Source organism: Streptomyces sp. MH60, from assembly GCF_002939385.1.
In the GTDB taxonomy this organism is placed as follows: Bacteria; Actinomycetota; Actinomycetes; order Streptomycetales; family Streptomycetaceae; genus Streptomyces.
Map to the genome: position 1 here is coordinate 19733 of NZ_MULI01000014.1, position 20287 is coordinate 40019.

Here is a 20287-nt window from a genome sequence, read left to right on the forward strand (position 1 = left end):
ATCTGCGCGGCATGAACTTGTGACAAGCGATGATCTCCCTATACGTTCACGGATCAACGTGGTGTCGAGCGTCATCCGCCACGTGCTCCCCGTCGTCTCGTGAAAGGTCGTCGCATGCTCTCCGGGAACGGTCGTCACCGCCGCCCCCGCCAGGCACCCGCTCTGGTCGTCGCCGCCGGAGTGACCGGCTCCGCCATCGCGATCCCGCTGCTCGGCGCCACCGGCGCCCACGCGGCCGACTCGGCGTCCTGGGACCAGGTGGCCGAGTGCGAGACCGGCGGCGCCTGGAGCCAGAACAGCGGCAACGGCTACTACGGCGGTCTGCAGCTGTCCCAGGATGCCTGGGAGCAGTACGGCGGCCTGGACTACGCCCCCAGTGCCGACCGGGCCAGTCGCTCCCAGCAGATAAGAATCGCCGAGAAGATACACGCGGACCAGGGCATCGCCGCCTGGCCGACCTGCGGTCTCCTCGCCGGCCTGGGCAACGACTCCGGGGTCACGGGCGGCGGCTCGGACCCGGCCGGTGACGGGGCGTCGGAGGGTTCGGGCGCCTCGGAGGGGACGGATACCACCAAGTCGTCCGAATCGCCCACGACAACCGAAACGCCCGAGTCGTCCGGGTCATCCGGCTCGACCGGGGCGACGGAGTCGCCTTCCGAAGCGTCCTCTTCGTCCCCTTCGCCCTCTTCCTCGGAGTCGTCTGACGCGTCGTCCGACGGCTCGGGCGGCTCTTCGAGCGACTCGTCCGATGATGCCGACCGATCCGCCAAGTCGGACACTTCGCCCGAATCCGACCTCTCCGGCAGTGCCGAACCGCGGGAAACCGAGGGCTCGTCCGGCGCCGGCCGGCACCGCGGCGACAGCGCGGAGGAGGGCGCCGCGAAGGAGGGCCTCACGGACCCGGCGACGGGGCGGCACGCCTCGCGCGACGGTGACGCGCGGGAGGCCGGCGGCGGCCGTTACGTCGTGCGCACCGGCGACAGTCTGTGGGCCATCGCCGACTCCCTTGAGGTCGACGGCGGGTGGCATGCGCTCTACGCCGACAACGAGGCGGTCGTCGGTACCGACCCCGACCACATCCTGCCCGGTCAGACGCTCACGGTCACGGGCGAATCGGGCGAAAAGTAGGGGGAGTTCACGTCACGGTTAGAGATCTTATGTCCCTTTTGGATCTCGTGAGAGATAGGTCTCAGAAGCCGTGATCGTCTTTGAAAATCCGCGGAGCGCGTGTCTACGGTCATGACCGCTCGCCACCGCGGGCCCCGACAGCCGCAACGCCGAATCCTGCCAGCGGCCGTACGGGAACAGTCGTCGCGTCAAGCGCCGAAGGCAGGAGCGGGGGACCCAAGGTAAGCGCCGCACCGGGCAGTTGAGCCGGAGTGGCTAGGGGTGAAGCCGAGTTCCGCGAGGAACCCGGCCGGGCAACTCAACCGGCCCGAACCCGACAGCTCACCTCGCAGGCGTCGGTGAGGGGATCAACCATGCTGTTTTCCGGCAAGGGCAAGCACCGTCGTCCGTCCAAGGCCACCCGTGTCATCGCCGTCGCCGGTGTCACCGGTGCCGCCGTCGCCGCCCCGCTGATGGCGGCCGGCAACGCCTCCGCCGCCACCGCGTCCGAGTGGGACGCCGTCGCCCAGTGCGAGTCCGGCGGCAACTGGTCCATCAACACCGGCAACGGTTACTACGGCGGTCTGCAGTTCTCCGCCTCCACCTGGGCCGCCTACGGCGGTACGCAGTACGCCTCCACCGCCGACCAGGCGAGCAAGTCCCAGCAGATCCAGATCGCCGAGAAGGTGCTCGCGGGCCAGGGCAAGGGTGCCTGGCCGGTCTGCGGCACCGGTCTGTCGGGCGCCGCGTACACCGGCGGCGGCTCGCAGGACAGCGGTTCCGGCAGCTCCGAGAGCTCGCAGAGCCAGAGCAGCGGTTCCACCGCCGAGCGCTCCGCCGAGCAGAAGGCCTCCCGTTCCTCCGAGCGTCCGGCCGCGGAGCAGAAGACCGAGAAGGCCGAGAAGAAGACCGTCACCACCCCGACCGGCAAGAAGGTCGAGAAGGGCGACGGCGAGTACAAGGTCGTCAAGGGCGACACCCTCAGCTCGATCGCCCAGGAGCACGAGGTCAAGGGCGGCTGGGCGAAGCTGTTCAAGCTGAACGACGACATCGTCGACGACGCCGACCTGATCTACCCGGGCCAGCAGCTGCACCTCAAGTAAGCGGCGGCGGCCCCCGCGACTCCCGCCCCGGTGCGTGTTCCCCCGTACGCACCGGGGCGGGATTTTTCACGTCCCGCGTCCGCCGGGGCCCGCCCGCGGTTCCGTCCCGGTTTCCGGAAACGTCTTTGTTCCGTTCGGAAACAATTTACTCTCGGTTCTGTCCAGCGGGTGGGCGATCGGCTGGCCGATCGCCCGGAGCCGGTTAGGCTCGGTCCCGCAGAGCCGCCGCGGTCCTGCGGGACCCGCGCGTCACACCGAAGCGTCACATTGAAGAAGGAGATGCTCGTGCCGTCCATCGACGTCGTCGTAGCCCGGGAAATCCTGGACTCCCGAGGCAACCCCACGGTCGAGGTCGAGGTCGGCCTCGACGACGGCAGCACGGGTCGTGCCGCCGTTCCGTCCGGTGCCTCCACCGGTGCCTTCGAGGCCATCGAACTCCGTGACGGCGACCAGAGCCGTTACCTCGGCAAGGGCGTCGAGAAGGCCGTGCTGGCCGTCATCGAGCAGATCGGCCCGGAGCTGGTGGGCTACGACGCCACCGAGCAGCGCCTGATCGACCAGGCCATGTTCGACCTGGACGCCACCGACAACAAGGGCTCGCTCGGCGCCAACGCCATCCTCGGCGTCTCCCTCGCCGTCGCCCACGCCGCCTCCGAGGCCAGCGACCTGCCGCTCTTCCGCTACCTGGGCGGTCCGAACGCGCACCTGCTGCCGGTGCCGATGATGAACATCCTGAACGGCGGCTCGCACGCCGACTCCAACGTGGACATCCAGGAGTTCATGATCGCCCCGATCGGCGCGGAGTCCTTCTCCGAGGCGCTGCGCTGGGGCGCCGAGGTCTACCACACGCTCAAGAAGGTCCTGAAGAACAAGGGCCTGGCCACCGGCCTGGGCGACGAGGGCGGCTTCGCCCCGAACCTCGGCTCCAACCGCGAGGCCCTCGACCTCATCCTCGAGGCGATCAAGGAGGCCGGCTACACCCCCGGCGAGCAGATCGCCCTCGCGCTCGACGTCGCCGCGTCCGAGTTCTACAAGGACGGCTCCTACTCCTTCGAGGGCAAGGAGCGCACCGCCGCCGAGATGACCGAGTACTACGCCGAGCTGGTCGACGCGTACCCGCTGGTCTCCATCGAGGACCCGCTGTTCGAGGACGACTGGGACGGCTGGAAGACCATCACCGCCAAGCTCGGCGACAAGGTGCAGCTGGTCGGTGACGACCTGTTCGTCACCAACCCGGAGCGCCTGGCCCGCGGCATCGAGGAGAACTCGGCCAACGCCCTGCTGGTCAAGGTCAACCAGATCGGTTCGCTGACCGAGACCCTGGACGCCGTCGAGCTGGCCCAGCGCAACGGCTTCAAGTGCATGATGTCCCACCGCTCCGGCGAGACCGAGGACGTCACCATCGCCGACCTGGCCGTCGCCACCAACTGCGGCCAGATCAAGACCGGCGCCCCGGCCCGCTCCGAGCGCGTGGCCAAGTACAACCAGCTGCTGCGCATCGAGGAGATCCTCGACGACGCCGCGGTGTACGCCGGCCGCAGCGCCTTCCCCCGCTTCAAGGGCTGACCCCCGCCCGCAAGAGGCAGCGTCGTACGTACGTCCCCGTACTCGGTCCCGTACCGTGTGCGGGGACGTACGCACGTATGACGGACGACGCACGAAGGCTGAGGCGGGGCGACATGGCGGTGAAGGACCGGGACCGTTTCTCCACCGCGACCAGGATCCGGATCATCGGGGAGCAGACCGCGGCCCGGGTCTACCGCTCGCAGACCAGGCGCCAGGCCCGGCGCTCCCGGCTGACCGGCCGGGCCGCGCTGCTCGCGATGGTGCTCTGCTCGCTCGTCGTGGCGCTCGCCTACCCGATCCGGCAGTACGTCGCCCAGCGCGCCGAGATCGCCGATCTCCAGCGGGAGCAGCGGGAGACCCGGCAGCGGGTCGAGGACCTGCGCGATCTCAAGGCACGCTGGCAGGACGACGCCTACGCCGAGCAGCAGGTCCGGCTGCGGCTGCACTATGTGATGCCGGGGGAGACGGGGTTCGTGGTCGTCGATCCGAAGGCGGCCGAGCAGACCCGCGCCGAGGCCGGCGCCGCCGACCGCCCCTGGTACCGGAACGTGTGGGACGGGGTCGACAAGGCCGACGCCGCCGCCGCCCGCCGGCAGTGAACCGACCGCGCCGACCGCACTGACCGCGCCGACCGCTCCGGCAGTGACTCAACAGGAAGACCAGCAGAAGACAGTCATGCAGACTCCCCCGCCGACCACCCCGCGCACCGAGCCGACCGACGCGGACGTGGCGGCCTTCAAGCAGCAGCTCGGACGCCCCCCGCGCGGCCTGCGCGCCATCGCGCACCGCTGCCCGTGCGGTCAGCCGGACGTCGTGGAGACGGCGCCGCGGCTGCCCGACGGCACGCCCTTCCCCACGCTGTACTACCTGACGTGCCCGAAGGCGGCCTCCGCCATCGGCACGCTGGAGGCGAACGGCGTGATGAAGGAGATGACCGAGCGCCTGGGCACCGACCCGGAGCTGGCCGCCGCCTACCGCGCCGCGCACGAGGACTACGTCCGGCGCCGCGACGAGATCGAGGAGCTGACCGGCTTCCCGAGCGCGGGCGGCATGCCGGACCGGGTGAAGTGCCTGCACGTGCTGGTCGCCCACTCGCTGGCCGCCGGTCCCGGCGTCAACCCGCTGGGCGACGAGGCGATCGCGATGCTGCCCGAGTGGTGGCGCAAGGGCCCCTGCGTGACGCCCACCGACCGGACCGGCCAGGAGGACGCCCAGTGACCCGGGTCGCCGCCGTCGACTGCGGTACCAACTCCATCCGGCTGCTGGTGGCCGACGCGGACCCCGAGACGGGCGAGCTGACGGACCTGGACCGCCGTATGACCATCGTGCGGCTCGGCCAGGACGTCGACCGCACCGGGCGGCTGGCGCCCGAGGCGCTGGAGCGGACCTTCGCCGCCTGCCGGGAGTACGCCGAGGTCGTCAAGGCGCACGGCGCCGAGCGGCTGCGCTTCGTCGCGACCTCCGCCTCCCGCGACGCGGAGAACCGGGACGACTTCGTGCGCGGGGTGCTGGACATCCTGGGCGTGGAGCCCGAGGTGATCTCGGGCGACCAGGAGGCCGAGTTCTCCTTCACCGGGGCGACGAAGGAGCTGACCGGCCGCGCCGACCTCGACAGGCCCTACCTGGTCGTCGACATCGGCGGCGGCTCCACCGAGTTCGTCGTCGGCGACGACCACGTGCGCGCCGCCCGCTCCGTGGACGTGGGCTGCGTCCGGATGACCGAGCGGCACCTGGTGCGCGACGGCGCGGTGACCGACCCGCCGTCCGAGGACCAGATCGCGGCCGTACGGGCCGACGTCGAGGCGGCCCTGGACCTCGCCGAGCGGTCCGTTCCGCTGCGCGAGGCGCGCACGCTGGTGGGTCTGGCGGGTTCCGTGACGACGGTGTCCGCGATCGCTCAGGAGCTGCCCGAGTACGACTCGGCCGCCATCCACCACTCCCGCGTCTCCCGCGACCGGGTCCGGGAGATCACCGACTGGCTGCTGCGCTCCACCCACGCCGAGCGCGCGGCGGTCCCCTCCATGCATCCGGGCCGGGTCGACGTGATCGCGGCCGGGTCCCTGGTGCTGCTGGCGATCATGGAGCGGACGGGTGCGGAGGAGGTCGTCGTGAGTGAGCACGACATCCTCGACGGCATCGCGTGGTCGATCGCGTAGGGCGTTCGCGGGGGGCGGCGCGGTAGCGGTCTGAGCAGCACGGACAACGATTGAGCGGGTCTCGGGGGCCTCCCGGGGCCCCTCCGTGACGTGCCGTCGGGAAAGTTCGTGAAGTTCTTCACAAGGAATTGGCCCCCGTCGGACGACGAAAGCGCGCGCGCTGACCCTTTTGGGGTGTCAACTGCCCTTTGAACGTGTTCAGGTCGGTGTCGCGAAGGGGTCCCGCGGAGTCCTCACGGAAGGGTGGTCCACCGTCCCGGCGACGCGGAGGCGCAGCTCACGCGGCATTGACAACGGGGTGCACTACACGCTGGTTCCTTCGTCCGCCATGATCTCCGTCACGTGGGCGGCGGATGGTAGCACAGCCTCCACCCAACCTTGTGAAGGGGCGCACGATCCACCCCCCTCAGTCGGGTGGATACTCGATGGCATGAGCACCACGGAGCGTCCCAGGATCCTCGTAGTAGGCGGTGGGTACGTAGGCCTGTACGCAGCTCGACGCATCCAGAAGAAGATGCGTTACGGCGAGGCGACCGTCACCGTCGTCGACCCGCGGTCGTACATGACCTACCAGCCCTTCCTCCCCGAAGCCGCCGCCGGCAGCATCTCCCCGCGGCACGTCGTCGTCCCCCTGCGGCGCGTGCTTCCGAAGGCGGAGGTCCTCACCGGTCGGGTCACCACCATCGACCAGGACCGCAAGGTCGCCACGATCGCCCCCCTGGTGGGCGAGGCGTACGAGCTGCCGTTCGACTACCTGGTCATCGCCATGGGCGCGGTCTCCCGCACCTTCCCGATCCCCGGCCTCGCCGAGCAGGGCATCGGCATGAAGGGCATCGAGGAGTCCATCGGCCTGCGCAACCACGTCCTGGAGCAGCTCGACAAGGCCGACTCCACCACCGACGAGGAGATCCGCCGCAAGGCGCTCACCTTCGTCTTCGTCGGCGGCGGCTTCGCCGGCGCGGAGACCATCGGTGAGGTCGAGGACATGGCCCGCGACGCGGCCAAGTACTACAACAACGTCTCCCGCGAGGACATGCGCTTCATCCTCGTGGACGCCGCCGACAAGATCCTCCCCGAGGTCGGTCCCAAGCTCGGCCAGTACGGCAAGGAGCACCTCGAGGGCCGCGGCGTCGAGGTCTACCTGTCCACCTCCATGGACTCCTGCGTCGACGGCCACGTGGTGCTCAAGAACGGGCTGGAGGTCGACTCCAACACCATCGTGTGGACGGCCGGCGTCAAGCCCAACCCGGCGCTGGCCCGCTTCGGCCTGCCGCTCGGCCCCCGCGGCCACGTCGACACCCAGGCGACCCTCCAGGTCCAGGGCACCGACTACATCTGGGCCGCGGGCGACAACGCCCAGGTGCCGGACCTCGTCGGCCGCAAGGCGGGCAACGAGAACGCCTGGTGCCCGCCGAACGCCCAGCACGCGCTGCGCCAGGCCAAGGTCCTCGGCGACAACGTGATCTCCGGTATGCGGGGCTTCCCGCAGAAGGAGTACAGCCACGCCAACAAGGGCGCGGTGGCGGGCCTCGGCCTGCACAAGGGCGTCGCGATGATCGTCATGGGCAAGATGAAGATCAAGCTCAAGGGCCGTCTCGCCTGGTACATGCACCGCGGCTACCACGGCATGGCGATGCCGACCTTCAACCGCAAGATCCGCGTCTTCGCGGACTGGACGCTCGGCATGTTCCTCAAGCGCGAGGTCGTCTCCCTCGGCGCGATGGAGACCCCGCGCGAGGAGTTCTACGAGGCCGCCAAGCCGGCCCCGAAGCCCGTCGCGCCGAAGGCAGCCGACCAGGGCGAGCAGGCCGCGAAGCAGGAGAAGACCGAGGCCAAGGCCTCCTGACCCCGGTCGCTCCCAGCCGTAGCAGTCCTCAGCAGTACCCCTCGAAGGGGCCGTCCGCCATCCGTGGTGCGGGCGGCCCCTTCGTGCTGTGCGCGTGCTGCGCCGCCCGGGCGACAAAGCCGTTGGTGTGTACAGCTATTTTGCCGAGTCGTAACGCGCGCCGGGGACTGTACGGCGGCCTCCCAGGTGTTTACGTGGTGTTGGACATTCCGGGATCGCTCGTCACGGAGGACGCCATGGCTGACGCCGCGCTGCGGCTGCAGAACCTCTTCGAACAGTTGCTGGGAGCACCTCTTCCGGTGCGCATCCGCGCCTGGGACGGTTCGCAGGCGGGTCCGCCGGGCGCGCCGACCCTCGTCGTCCGCAACCGCAGGGCCCTGCGCCGCCTGCTGTTCAAACCCGGTGAACTGGGCCTGGCCCGCGCCTGGGTGGCCGGCGACATCGGCATCGACGGAGACCTCTACACCGCCCTCGGTCTGATGTCCGGCCTCATCTGGGAGCGGGGCGAGGACGCCCGCGGTCTGGTCGAGGCGCTGCGCGACCCCGAGGTCCGGGCCGCCGTACGCGGCCTGGTGAAGCTCGCCGGCCCGCCGCTGCCGCCCGCCCCGCCGCCGGAGGAGATCCGCCGGGCCCGCGGCCACCTGCACACCAAGCGCAGCGACAAGCGGGCCATCAGCCACCACTACGACGTCGGCAACGACTTCTACGAACTCGTCCTCGGCCCCTCCATGGTGTACTCCTGCGCCTACTGGCCCGCCCCGCCCGACGAGGGCGGCACCCTGGAGGACGCCCAGCGCGACAAGCTCGAACTGGTCAGCCGCAAGCTGGACCTGAGACCCGGTCAGCGGCTCCTCGACGTCGGCTGCGGCTGGGGCTCCATGGCGATCCACGCGGCCCGCGAGCACGGTGTGAGCGTCGTCGGCGTGACCCTGTCCCAGGAGCAGGCCGCCTACGCCCGCAAGCGCGTCGCCGACGAGGGGCTCACCGACCGGGTGGAGATCCGCGTCCAGGACTACCGGGACGTCGCGGACGGGCCGTACGACGCGATCTCCTCCATCGGCATGGCCGAGCACGTCGGCGCCGAGCGCTACCTGGAGTACGCCAGCGACCTGCACAAGCTCCTCAAGTCCGGCGGCCGGCTGCTGAACCACCAGATCGCCCGCCGCCCCCAGCGGGACGAGTCCGCCTACAGCGTCGACGAGTTCATCGACGCCTACGTCTTCCCCGACGGCGAACTGGCCCCCGTCGGCACCACTGTCACCCAGTTGGAGCGTGCCGGGTTCGAGGTCCGCGACGTGGAGTCGATCCGCGAGCACTACGCGCTCACGCTGCGCCGGTGGGTAGCCAACCTGGAGTCCGACTGGGCGACGGCCACCCGGCTCGTCAGTCCGGGCCGGGCCCGGGTCTGGCAGCTGTACATGGCCGCCTCCGCCCTCGCCTTCGAGCGCAACCGCATCGGCGTCAACCAGGTCCTCGCCGTGAAGACGCCCGAGTCGGGCGCCTCCGGGATGCCGCTGCGGGCCCGCGTGTGGGGCGCGCCCGGCCGAGTCTGATCCGCACACGACCCGAAGGGCCGGACCCCCGCGCGGGGGTCCGGCCCTTCGGGTCGTGTCGGGGCGAGGTCACTCGGCCTTGATCGCGTTCAGCATGTTCAGCCGGGCGGCGTTGCGGGCCGGCCACATGGCGGCCAGGACGCCCACCAGTCCGGCCAGCACCACGAAGATCCCGATCCGGTCCCAGGGCAGGACCAGCGCGTACCCCGGGATCTCCTCGGCGACGGTCTCGCCGATCGCCCAGCCGAGGAACGTGCCGAGACCGATGCCGACCACCGCGCCGAACACCGAGATGACGACCGCCTCCAGCCGGACCATCCGCTTCACCCGGCGCCGGTCCAGACCGATCGCGCGCAGCATGCCGATCTCCTGCTGCCGTTCGAAGACGGACATCGCGAGGGTGTTGACGACGCCGAGGACCGCGATGATCAGCGCCATCGCCAGCAGTCCGTACATGACGTTCAGCAGGGTGTTGATGGCGCCGCCGAACTCGTCGCGGATGTCCTGCCGGTCCATCACGGTGATCGCGGGGTTGTCGCCGAGCGCGTCGACGATGACCTTCTCGTTCGCCGCGGACTGGCCGCCGTCGACCTTCACGAAGATCTGCTGGATGGACGGCTTCGCCTCGTGCCGGTCCATGACCTTCCGGTCGACGAGGACGGGGGAGAGGAACTCGCTGTCCTTGTAGACGGCGCCGACCGTCAGCGTGGCCTTCCGGTCGTCGTCGAAGGTGACGGGGACGGTGTCGCCGGGCTTCCAGCCCCTGTTCTCGGCCGTCTTCTCGGCGACCGCGATCCGGCCCTGGGCGAGCGAGCCCGCGTCGCCGCTGACGACGTCGACGGTCAGGACCTTCTCGATGTCGCCCGGCGTGACCGCCGAAGCGGACACGAAGTCGCCGTCGACCCGGAAGTAGGCGTCCTGCTGCGGAGACACCGCGGACACGCCGTCGGCCTTCTCCAGAGCCGTCAACGCGGACTGGTCGAGGCCGCCCCCATTGGCCATGGAGACCATGTAGTCGGCCTTGATGTTGTCCGTGGTCATCTTGTCGATGGCGGTGCCGACCGTGACGCCGAGCACCGACAGGCCGGTCACCAGCGTCAGCCCGATCGCCAGCGCCGAGGCGGTGGCGCCGGTGCGGCGCGGGTTGCGGACCGCGTTCTGGCCGGCCAGCTTGCCCGCCACCCCGAAGGGCCCGACGAGCAGCGGACGGACGAGTGCGATCACCGGCCGGGACAGCAGCGGGATGAGGATGATCACGCCGATCAGGGCGAGGAACGCGCCCGCGCCGATGTACATCCGGCCGTTGTCGCCGCCGGTCGAGGCGCCCGCCACGATCCCCGCCGCACCGAGGGCGGTGACGGCCGCACCGATGGAGTTGCGCAGCACCAGTGACTTGGTGGTGGCCACCGCGTGGACGCTGTTCATGGCCGCCACCGGCGGGATCTTCGCGGCCCGGCGGCCGGGCAGCCAGGCGGCGAACACCGTGATCAGCACGCCCACCGCGAACGCCGCGAGCACCGGCGTGGCGGACAGCACCAGCGGGCCGTCCGGCATCTTCATGTCGGCCGCGGCCATGCCGGAGCGCAGTCCGACGGCCAGACCGACGCCGAGGGCGAAGCCGACGGCCGAGGCCACCAGACCCACCAGCGCGGCCTCGGCGAGCACCGAGCGGGTGACCTGCCTGCGGGACGCGCCGACGGCGCGCATCAGGGCGATCTCCTTGGTGCGCTGGGCGACCAGCATCGTGAAGGTGTTGGAGATCAGGAAGATGCCGACGAACAGCGCGATGCCCGCGAAGCCGAGCAGGACCTGCTTGAGGTTGCCCAGGCCCTGCTCGATCTGGTCGGCCTGCTCGTCGGCGAGCGCCTGGCCGGTCTGGGCCTCGGCGGTGTCCGGCAGCAGCGGCTCGACCGCGGCCAGGACCTTGGCGTCGTCGGCGCCGGGGGCCGCGGTGACGGTGGCGTCCTCGAAGTAGCCCGGTTCGAGGTACTGCTTCTGGGCGACGGCGGTGTCGAAGAGGACGAGGCTGCCGCCGGCGTTGACGGCGCCGTCCTCGGTGGTGAACACACCGCTGAGGGTGTACTCCTTCACCGGGCCGTTGGTCGCGACGCGCACCCGGTCGCCGACCTTGTACTCGCCCTTGGCGGCGGACTCCTCGTCCAGGGCGATCTGGTCGTCCTTCACCGGGCCCGAGCCGTCGGTGAACGTATAGGCGGTGTCCTTGCCGTCCTTGCCGGGGGCGAAGTTGGAGCCCTTGTTGGACCAGCCGACGCCGATCAGCTTCCCGTCGGGGTCGGCGACGCCGGCGAAGCCCTCGACGCGGCCGTACACCCCGGCGACGCCGTCCACGGCGGAGATCCGGTCGAGGACCTCGCCGGAGAGGCCGGGCTCCTCCTTGGGGTTGTCCGGGTCGGCGTACGAGGTGACGGCGACGGCGACGTCGTCGTAGCTCTTCGCCGACTGGTTGCGGAAGGCGTTGGAGAGGGTGTCGGCGAAGACCAGGGTGCCCGAGACGAACGCCACGCCGAGCATCACGGCGAGCACGGTCATCAACAGCCTGGCCTTGTGCGCGAAGACATTGCGCAAGGCGGTACGGAACATGGGTCTTCTCTGTCCAGACGTACGGGGTACGGGGTGGGGGAGCGGACGGGGGACGTCAGCTGGTGCGGCCCTTGGCGTCGAACCGCTTCATGCGGTCCAGCACCGAGTCGGCCGTCGGCCCGTACACCTCGTCGACGATGCGTCCGTCCGCGAGGAAGACCACCCGGTCCGCGTAGGAGGCGGCCACCGGGTCGTGGGTCACCATCACCACGGTCTGGCCCAGCTCCCGCACCGAGTTGCGCAGGAAGCCCAGCACCTCGGCGCCGGAACGGGAGTCGAGGTTGCCGGTCGGCTCGTCACCGAAGATGATCTCCGGCCGGGAGGCCAGCGCCCGCGCCACGGCGACGCGCTGCTGCTGCCCGCCGGAGAGCTGGGCCGGCCGGTGCCCGAGGCGTCCGGACAGTCCGACCATCTGGATCACGGAGTCCAGCCACTGCTTGTCGGGCTTGCGGCCCGCGATGTCCATCGGGAGGGTGATGTTCTCCAGCGCGGTGAGCGTCGGCAGCAGGTTGAACGCCTGGAAGATGAAGCCGATCTTGTCCCGGCGCAGCTTGGTCAGCTGCTTGTCCTTGAGCGAGCCCAGCTCGGTCTCGCCGATGCACACCGAGCCGGACGAGAAGGTGTCCAGGCCCGCGACGCAGTGCATCAGCGTGGACTTGCCGGAGCCGGAGGGGCCCATGATCGCGGTGAGCTCGGCCTGCCGGAAGTCGATGGAGACGCGGTCCAGGGCGACCACCTGGGTCTCGCCCTGGCCGTAGATCTTGGAAAGCTCCGTGGCGCGCGCGGCCACGAGGGTGGACCGGTCGGCGATGGGTGCGGTGGTCACGGGAAGGGCGCTCCTGTCGGTACGGCGTGTGCGGTGGGCACGGTGTGTGCGGTGGGCACGGTGTGTGCGAGGGCACGGTCTGTGCGGTCGGCACGGTGTGTGCTCGGGGACTTCGTCCATCGTCCCGGCCGTACGGCGCCTTGTAGTCAGCCGCTGTTCCGGTTCCGGGGGGCGACTTCGGTCGGACTGGGCGGGCCGGTGTCATACCTGCGGATGACGGCCGACCCCGACGGCACGCGCCGTCCCGCCCGGGGAGCGGGGTGGTGCGGGGGCGGCGCGAGAACGGGGCGGGCGCCCTTGTCGTGACGGTGAAATCCCGTCATTCCGCACACGGCGCGGAGCGTCGCACGCAAGGCTGTTGGCATGTGCTGATGGCCTGACCCGGTATCTGATGGACCCTCAGGCATCAATAAAATAAGACAACATCGGTCGTCCCGCCCAAGGTCCGGGAGGTGCGTCCCGATAGGCTCGTGGCGCGCTACGCGGAGCCCATGGCCTGCCCGGATGGTGGAATGCAGACACGGCGAGCTTAAACCTCGCTGCCCCTTCGAGGGCGTGCCGGTTCAAGTCCGGCTCCGGGCACAACCATCGATCGCCGCCCTGTGCGGGCCGCCGGCCGTTCGGGCGTCGATCTCTCCTCTCATGTTCCTCCCGCATCCCTCCCGTATCCCTCCCGCCGACCGTTGACAGCGGTGTGCGGCGGACTGGAAACTCATCGCGTACTGGTGAAGGAAATTTCACCATGCGAACGCGCTGGTTCGAGCAAGGCAACGACGCCGATCGAAGGGAACGACCGATGCGCACCACCGTCGGCATCATCGGGGCAGGCCCCGCCGGGCTGCTGCTCGCCCGGCTGCTCCACAACGCCGGGATCGACTCGGTCGTCCTGGAGAGCCGCGACCGTGCCTACGTCGAGCGCAGGCAGCGCGCCGGGATCCTGGAGCAGGGCACGGTGGACGTGCTGCGCGAGGCGGGGGCAGGTGAGCGGATGGACCGCGAGGGGCTGCGCCACGACGGCATCGAGCTGCGGTTCGCCCGGCGCCGCCACCGCGTCGACTTCCCCGCGCTCACCGGCGGCAGGTCCGTCATGGTCTACGCCCAGACCGAGGTCTGCAAGGACCTCATCGCCCTCCAGCTCAAGGAGGGCGGCCCGCTGCTGTTCGAGGCGGAGGCGCTGGCGGTGGAAGACGCCGGGACGGACCGGCCGCGCGTCCGCTTCCGCCACCAGGGCGCCGCGGACGTCCTGGAGTGCGATTACGTCGTCGGCTGCGACGGCTACTGGGGAATCGCCCGGGCCGCCGTCCTTGACGGGCGGACCTTCGAACGGACGTACCCCTTCGGCTGGCTCGGCATCCTCGCCGACGTCGCCCCCTCGCACGACGAGCTGGTCTACGCCCGCCACGAGCGGGGCTTCGCCCTGCTGTCCATGCGCTCCCCGTCCGTCTCCCGCCTCTACCTCCAGGTCCCCGCGGACACGGACGCCGACAGCTGGAGCGACGAGGAGATCTGGGACGAGCTGGAGCGCCGCTTCGAGACCGACGACGACTGGAGCCTGAGGCGGGGCCCCATCACCCAGAAGTCGGTCACGCCGATGCGCTCCTACGTCCACGAGCCCATGCGGCACGGCCGCCTCTTCCTGGCCGGCGACGCCGCGCACATCGTGCCGCCCACCGGCGCCAAGGGCCTCAACCTCGCCGTCGGCGACGTGGTCACCTTCGCGCGGGCGCTGGCCCACCGCACCGCGACCGGCTCCGACGCGCTGCTCGACGCCTACTCCGCGACCTGCCTGCGCCGCGTCTGGCAGGCCGAGCGGTTCTCGTACGACATGACGACGCTGCTGCACGCCGCCCCGGGCGCCACGCCCTTCGAGGACCGGCTCCAGCTGGCCCGCCTGGACCGGATCGCCTCCTCCCGCGCCGCCGAGACCGACCTGGCCGAGGCGTACACGGGGTTCCCGATCGGGTGAGCACCGCCCGGCACCCCACGGGGCCCCGGCCGTGAGGGGAATCACTGATCGGCGTAGCGTGTTGAGTCGCAAGGCGAGGGAAAGATCCTCCCCAAGCAGTAGGGTCATTCCTTTGCCGTTCTATTACTCTTGAGCCAAGGCTGCGCCGTGTGGCCATGGAGGAGTGAAATGAGGAGCAGAAACCCGGTCTTCTCGCGACGGGGGTTCAGCCGCGACAACGGCTACGCGGGCTTCAACGCCGCGCCGCAGGCCGGGGGACCCGCCGTCGCCACGCAGGCCAACCCGTACGCGCAGGGCGCCCAGGGCAACCCGTACGCCCAGCCGTCCGCCGGCAACCCGTACGCGCAGAACCCGTACGCCCAGCAGGACCTTCAGTACGGCACGCCGCCGCAGGCGCCCGCCACCACCGGCCGGATGACGATGGACGATGTCGTCATCCGTACGGCGAGCACGCTCGGCGTGCTCGTGGTGACGGCCGCGCTCGCGTGGGCGCTGCTGCCCGTGGACGACGCCAACATCAACCGCTCGTACGGCATCGGTATCGGCGCCGCGCTGATCGGCATGGTCCTGGCGCTCGTCCAGTCCTTCAAGCACAAGCCCACTCCGGCGCTGATCCTGCTCTACGCGGCGTTCGAGGGTGTCTTCCTCGGCGTCGTCTCCAGCGTCGTCGACAACCGCATCGCGGACGGTGCGGCCATGCAGGCCGTGATCGGCACGATGGCGGTCTTCGCCGGTGTGCTGATCGCCTACAAGGCGGGCTGGATCCGGGTCAACCGGCGCTTCTACGGCTTCGTGATGGCCGCCGCGCTCGGCTTCGTCATCCTGATGATGGTGAACCTGCTGTTCGCCGTCTTCGGCGGCGGCGACGGCCTCGGCTTCCGCAGCGGTGCGCTCGGTGTCGTCTTCGGCATCGTCGGCATCATCCTCGGCGCCTGCTTCCTCGCCCTCGACTTCAAGCAGGTCGAGGACGGGCTCGCCTACGGCGCCCCGCGCGAGGAGGCCTGGTTCGCCGCGTTCGGCCTCACGCTGACGCTGGTCTGGATCTACCTGGAGTTCCTGCGCCTCATCGCGATCTTGAACAGCAACGACTAGCAGGACCGCGCAGTCCAGCAGGACCGCACAGAGGAAGGGCCCCGGGCTTCGTGCCCGGGGCCCTTCGTCGTCGTGCGGGCCGGCGCCCGCTCACAGCAGCTTGCGGGCGGCCCTTCTCAGGTCGTACTCGTGGACGAGCGCCTTCGCGTGGCCGTACGCGAGGTTGTGTTCGTGGCGGAGCCAGCTGACCTTCTCCTCGAAGCGGAAGAGGGCGGGGCCGTCCTCGACGGCGCGCAGCCAGTCGGAGATCTCACGGCCGGTGCACTGGGGGATACGGGCGAGCAGATTGCGGTGGGTCTCCTCGGAGAAGACTTGGGACATCGGCGCCTCCGGGCGAAAGGGGTTGTAAGCCGGTCCTTCAGGTCACCGTGCCTGAGCGTTCGCCCGTTGGCAACAGTCCCGGACGGCCGCGTACGCTCGCGCCGTGGTTGATACGACGCCTTTGACCCGTGCCGTGGACGATTTCGCCGACCGGCTGCGGGCCGCCCCGCAGAGCAGGCTGCAACGCGGCGCCGCCGCCGAGGCGCTGGAGCTGGCCAGGGAGTTGGCCCGGCGCGCCCAGCTGGTGGAGGAACCCGGGGCCGAGCCCCGCGAGATGCCGGACGCGGGCATGTTCGCCGCCGCCGACCAGATCGCCGTCGCCGCACACGACTTGGCCCTCGTACTGGAGGACGAGGGCCAGGTGGAAGAAGCGGCGGCGCTGGTGGAGGAGGCCCGCAAACGGGCCGGGGTCTGACGCGACCGACGTGACTACAGGGACGCGATGACGCGGTCCGCCAGGATGTAGACGTTCTCCTCGCCGCAGGCGAAGGTCAGCGTGTAGGCACCGGAGATCCCCGAGCCGCCGAGGAGGTACGGCGTCTGACCCGCGCCCAGCGCGGCGGCCAGGCGCTCCGCGGTCTCGCGGTGCCCCGGGGTCATGCACAGGGTGGTGCCGTCGGCGAAGACGTACACGTCGAGGGTGCCCAGCGGACCCGGACGGACGTCGGCCAGCGCGACGCTCGACTCGGCCAGCTCCTCCAGGGTCGCCACGGTGCGGTCGTGGTCGTTCACGGCCGGGGACGGGTTCGGCACGAAGTCCGGGTGGGAGGGGTGCCGGCGGCGGGCGGCGGCCAGCTCGGCGGACTCCCTGGGACCGGCGTGGCCCGCGTCCTGCGAGGACGGCTCGTCGGTGTCCGCGGCCGGCTCGATCACGGGCTCCAGTCCCACCAGGTCCGCCTGCCGGGGCAGGAACAGCTCACTGTCGGACAGACCGAGCAGCAGGGGCGCGTCGGAGGCGTCCCGGGTCTCCTGGGCGGCCCAGAAGGCCCGCGCCTCGGCGAGTTCCCGCTCGCGCTCCTCGGCGAGCGCGTCGGCGACGGCGGCGCGTATCTCCTCGGCGTCGGCGGTGGTGCGGGCGGCGGGCACCCGGCCCCGCGCGGCGGTGGCCCGGCTCTCGGCCAGCTCGGCGCGCAGGGCGGTCACCTGCCGGCGCAGCACCAGGATGCTGCGCAGGACGGCGACGCCCACGGCGCCGGTGGCGGCCGTGGTGAGCAGCAGGGCGATCGGCATGGCGCTCACTGACGTACTCCCGGTTCAAAGTCGACCCCCGACTTCCTACATCAGCTTGAAGGGAGGACTAACCGTCTGTCAGTGCGTAACGTCACGAAACGGACAGGACTTTGGGCCCGGAAGGGAGGGGTGGGACGGGTCTGACCAGCGTAAATCCAGGGGGCGGGAGAGGTAGGTCACATCCTGGGGGAGTTTGGGTCACAAAACGGCCCAGAACCCTGGGGCGAACAGGGTCCCGGACCGTCTCGTCACCCTGGGTCCGCCGGGTGCTACTGACGGTCCCTCAGCGGCCTCTTCGGCGGCGGGTCAGCTCAGGCGCTCGATGACCATGGCCATGCCCTGGCCGCCGCCGACGCACATGGTCTCCAGGCCGAACTGCTTGTCGTGCGTCTGGAGGGAGTTGATCAGCGTGCCGGTGATGCGGGCGCCGGTCATGCCGAAGGGGTGGCCGACGGCGATGGCGCCGCCGTTGACGTTCAGCTTCTCCAGCGGGATGCCGAGGTCGCGGTAGGAGGGGATGACCTGCGCGGCGAACGCCTCGTTGATCTCGACCAGGTCGATGTCGCCGACGGTCAGCCCGGCGCGGGACAGCGCCTGCTTGCTCGCCTCGACCGGACCCAGGCCCATGATCTCCGGGGACAGGCCCGAGACGCCGGTGGAGACGATGCGGGCGAGCGGGGTCAGGCCCAGCTCGCGGGCCTTGGTGTCGCTCATGATCACCAGGGCGGCGGCGCCGTCGTTGAGCGGGCAGCAGTTGCCGGCGGTGACCAGGCCGTCGGGGCGGAAGACGGGCTTGAGGCCCTGGACGCCCTCCAGGGTGACGCCGGCGCGGGGGCCGTCGTCCTTGGCGACGACGGTGCCGTCGGGGAGGGTCACCGGGGTGATCTCGCGCTCCCAGAAGCCGTTCTTGATGGCTTCCTCGGCGAGGTTCTGGGACCGGACGCCGAACTCGTCCATGTCCTGCCGGGTGATGCCCTTGGCGCGGGCGAGGTTCTCCGCGGTCTGGCCCATCGCGATGTACGGGTCGGGGACCAGGCCGTCCTCGCGCGGGTCGTGCCAGGTGGTGCCCTCCTGCTGGGCGACCTCGGCGGTACGGGCCTCGGCCTCGGCGAAGAGCGGGTTGTGGGTGTCCGGCAGGCTGTCGGAGTTGCCCTTGGCGAACCGGGAGACCATCTCGACACCGGCCGAGACGAAGACGTCGCCCTCACCGGCCTTGATGGCGTGCAGGGCCATGCGGGAGGTCTGCAGGGACGAGGAGCAGTACCGGGTGACGGTGCAGCCGGGCAGGTGGTCCATGCCCATCTCGACGGCGACGATCCGGCCGAGGTTGTTGCCCTGCTCGCCGCCGGGCAGGCCGCAGCCGAGCATCAGGTCGTCGATGTCCCTCGGGTCCAGCTCGGGGACCTTCGCGAGGGCCGCCTGGATGATCGTGGCGGCCAGGTCGTCGGGGCGCAGGTCCTTCAGGGAGCCCTTGAAGGCCCGGCCGATGGGGGAACGGGCGGCAGAGACGATCACGGCTTCGGGCATCACGGCTCCAGTGATGAGGGGTTGGCGGCTGCTGGGGAAGTTACCCGGCCGTATGGCCCGGGTCACGGGTGCGGCGGTGTGACATGGGCCGCAACTGTCTAAGCGCTTGCTTTTGCCTCCGGTGGTGGGGCGGTGCTTCTTCCGCCGGGGGTGGCGGCGGGCGTACCTGGGGGCTGCGCCCCCAGGCCCCCTTTTCGGCCCGGACGGCCTCGTCATCGAGCGCCGGACGGGCTGGTGGGGTCCGTCTGCGCCAGCCGAGGCGCGGGCTCGGTTTCAGACGCCGGACGGGCTGGTCGGTTCCGCCTCCGTCACCCGGCGCCGCCTGCGGCGTTTCAGTAGCGCCCAGGGTCCCCGCGGTCCCGTGGGCATCGCGGCGGCGACCTCCGTGCCGGCCTCGGACGCCGCCTCCGCGGCCGCCCTGGCCACCGGCAGGAAGCCCTCGCGGCGCAGCGCGTCCGGGTGCTCCTCCTCGGCCGGCCAGAGGCCGAGCGCGGCGCACACCGACGGCAGTACGGCCATCGCGGCGGTCGCGTACCCCTCGGCGGAGGGGTGGTAGTTGTCGGGGCCGAACAGCTCACGCGGGTTCTGCGCGAACTCCGGGCCCAGCAGATCGCCCAGCGACACCGTGCGCCCGCCCTGCTCGACGACGCCGATGGTCTGCGCCGCCGCGAGCTGCCGCGAGGCCCGCCGGGCCAGCCAGCGCAGCGGTTGCCGCACCCGCTCGATCGTGCCCAGGTCCGGACAGGTGCCGACCACCACCTCCGCGCCGGCCGTGCGCAGCCGCCGTACCGCCCCGGACAGGTGCCGCACCGAGCGGGTCGGCGGCATCCGATGGGTGACGTCGTTGGCGCCGACCATGATCACGCAGATGTCCGGCACCCGGCCGGGATCCGCGAGCACCAGCGCCACCTGCCGGTCCAGGTCGTCCGAGCACGCCCCCGGCTGCGCGACCGACCCCAGCCGCACCGGCCGCTCCGCCACCGCCGCGAGCCCCGACGCCAGCAGCGCGCCCGGCGTCTGCCCGGCCCGGTGGACGCCCTGCCCGGCGGCCGTGGAGTCGCCCAGCATCATCAGCCGCAGCGGGGGATCACCGGCCGTCGGCAGGGTGCCGCCGTACAGCCCCTGCGCGTTCGGCACCCGGGTCGGCGTGCCCACGCCCACCCGGCGCCTGGCCAGCTGCACCTCCGCCACCACCAGACCGACCGCCGCCGCCCCCGCCAGCCCGATACCGCCGCCGCCGTACGCCGCGCCGGCCGCGATCCGCCGCGCCACCCGCGCCCTCGACATGCTCGTCATGCGTCGCCGCCACCTCCTCCAACCCGTACACCCACTCCTTGCCCCGTACGGACGGTCGCCCAATCTCAACGCAGGGTGAACGACCGTCACGGGGCAG

The 20287-nt window shown here is 71.0% G+C and carries 17 protein-coding genes, 1 tRNA gene and 1 riboswitch; of the genes, 12 read left to right on the forward strand and 6 right to left on the reverse strand.

Annotated elements, in window-relative coordinates; translation table 11 throughout:
• The first annotated feature begins 114 nt into the window (after window positions 1–114).
• The 8 genes from BZZ08_RS12260 to BZZ08_RS12295 all read left to right on the forward strand — a co-directional run bounded on the left by BZZ08_RS12260 (window position 115) and on the right by BZZ08_RS12295 (window position 9331).
• Complete coding sequence (locus tag BZZ08_RS12260) at window positions 115–1128, forward strand: transglycosylase family protein (protein ID WP_104632217.1); 1014 nt, start codon at window positions 115–117, stop codon at window positions 1126–1128.
• 183 nt (window positions 1129–1311) lie between these two features.
• A riboswitch (cyclic di-AMP (ydaO/yuaA leader) is annotated at window positions 1312–1478 on the forward strand.
• Between the two features lie 3 nt (window positions 1479–1481).
• Window positions 1482–2210, forward strand: coding sequence for a resuscitation-promoting factor protein RpfA (rpfA, locus tag BZZ08_RS12265; RefSeq protein ID WP_104632218.1), 729 nt, complete (start codon window positions 1482–1484; stop codon window positions 2208–2210).
• A 285-nt stretch (window positions 2211–2495) separates the two neighbouring features.
• Window positions 2496–3776, forward strand: a complete 1281-nt coding sequence (eno, locus tag BZZ08_RS12270) for a phosphopyruvate hydratase (RefSeq protein ID WP_104632292.1) — start codon at window positions 2496–2498, stop codon at window positions 3774–3776.
• A 113-nt stretch (window positions 3777–3889) separates the two neighbouring features.
• The gene (divIC, locus tag BZZ08_RS12275) at window positions 3890–4375 is read left to right on the forward strand and encodes a cell division protein DivIC (RefSeq protein ID WP_104632219.1); all 486 of its coding nucleotides are present in this window, start codon (window positions 3890–3892) and stop codon (window positions 4373–4375) included.
• Window positions 4376–4451: 76 nt separating this feature from the next.
• Window positions 4452–4994, forward strand: coding sequence for a DUF501 domain-containing protein (locus tag BZZ08_RS12280; RefSeq protein WP_104632220.1), 543 nt, complete (start codon window positions 4452–4454; stop codon window positions 4992–4994).
• Window positions 4991–5932 (forward strand): Ppx/GppA phosphatase family protein, encoded by a 942-nt coding sequence (locus BZZ08_RS12285; protein WP_104632221.1) that lies wholly within the window; start codon window positions 4991–4993, stop codon window positions 5930–5932. The genes BZZ08_RS12280 and BZZ08_RS12285 overlap by 4 nt, the downstream gene beginning before the upstream one ends.
• 430 nt (window positions 5933–6362) lie before the next feature.
• Window positions 6363–7778, forward strand: coding sequence for an NAD(P)/FAD-dependent oxidoreductase (locus tag BZZ08_RS12290; protein WP_104632222.1), 1416 nt, complete (start codon window positions 6363–6365; stop codon window positions 7776–7778).
• Between the two features lie 236 nt (window positions 7779–8014).
• Window positions 8015–9331, forward strand: coding sequence for an SAM-dependent methyltransferase (locus BZZ08_RS12295; RefSeq protein WP_104632223.1), 1317 nt, complete (start codon window positions 8015–8017; stop codon window positions 9329–9331).
• A 69-nt stretch (window positions 9332–9400) separates the two neighbouring features.
• On the opposite strand, the gene BZZ08_RS12300 is transcribed toward BZZ08_RS12295, so the two are convergent.
• Both BZZ08_RS12300 and BZZ08_RS12305 read right to left on the reverse strand, forming a co-directional pair.
• Window positions 9401–11932, reverse strand: coding sequence for an ABC transporter permease (locus BZZ08_RS12300; RefSeq protein WP_104632224.1), 2532 nt, complete (start codon window positions 11930–11932; stop codon window positions 9401–9403).
• Window positions 11933–11987: 55 nt separating this feature from the next.
• Window positions 11988–12758 carry an ABC transporter ATP-binding protein gene (locus BZZ08_RS12305; protein ID WP_104632225.1) on the reverse strand — a complete coding sequence of 257 codons (771 nt, stop codon included), beginning with the start codon at window positions 12756–12758 and terminating at the stop codon, window positions 11988–11990.
• 498 nt (window positions 12759–13256) lie between these two features.
• On the opposite strand from BZZ08_RS12305, the gene BZZ08_RS12315 reads away from it, so the two are divergent.
• The 3 genes from BZZ08_RS12315 (at window position 13257) to BZZ08_RS12325 (ending at window position 15816) form a co-directional block, all read left to right on the forward strand.
• A tRNA-Leu gene (locus BZZ08_RS12315) sits at window positions 13257–13340 on the forward strand.
• 214 nt (window positions 13341–13554) lie between these two features.
• Window positions 13555–14724, forward strand: coding sequence for a 4-hydroxybenzoate 3-monooxygenase (locus BZZ08_RS12320; protein ID WP_104632226.1), 1170 nt, complete (start codon window positions 13555–13557; stop codon window positions 14722–14724).
• A 168-nt stretch (window positions 14725–14892) separates the two neighbouring features.
• The gene (locus BZZ08_RS12325; protein WP_104632227.1) at window positions 14893–15816 is read left to right on the forward strand and encodes a Bax inhibitor-1/YccA family protein; all 924 of its coding nucleotides are present in this window, start codon (window positions 14893–14895) and stop codon (window positions 15814–15816) included.
• Between the two features lie 90 nt (window positions 15817–15906).
• Here the strand turns inward: BZZ08_RS12325 and BZZ08_RS12330 are convergent, their stop codons facing one another.
• Window positions 15907–16137, reverse strand: coding sequence for a DUF4287 domain-containing protein (locus tag BZZ08_RS12330; protein WP_104632228.1), 231 nt, complete (start codon window positions 16135–16137; stop codon window positions 15907–15909).
• Between the two features lie 103 nt (window positions 16138–16240).
• Here BZZ08_RS12330 and BZZ08_RS12335 point away from each other — a divergent pair, with 103 nt between their 5' ends.
• Entirely contained in the window at window positions 16241–16552 is a 312-nt protein-coding gene (locus BZZ08_RS12335; protein WP_174256326.1) for a hypothetical protein, read from the forward strand.
• 14 nt (window positions 16553–16566) lie between these two features.
• Here BZZ08_RS12335 and BZZ08_RS12340 read toward each other — a convergent pair whose 3' ends face one another.
• From BZZ08_RS12340 to BZZ08_RS12350, 3 genes are all read right to left on the reverse strand, one after another.
• Complete coding sequence (locus BZZ08_RS12340; protein ID WP_104632229.1) at window positions 16567–17376, reverse strand: hypothetical protein; 810 nt, start codon at window positions 17374–17376, stop codon at window positions 16567–16569.
• A 297-nt stretch (window positions 17377–17673) separates the two neighbouring features.
• Window positions 17674–18894, reverse strand: a complete 1221-nt coding sequence (locus tag BZZ08_RS12345) for an acetyl-CoA C-acetyltransferase (RefSeq protein WP_104632230.1) — start codon at window positions 18892–18894, stop codon at window positions 17674–17676.
• 273 nt (window positions 18895–19167) lie between these two features.
• Window positions 19168–20190, reverse strand: a complete 1023-nt coding sequence (locus BZZ08_RS12350) for an SGNH/GDSL hydrolase family protein (RefSeq protein ID WP_104632231.1) — start codon at window positions 20188–20190, stop codon at window positions 19168–19170.
• Window positions 20191–20287 lie beyond the last annotated feature (97 nt).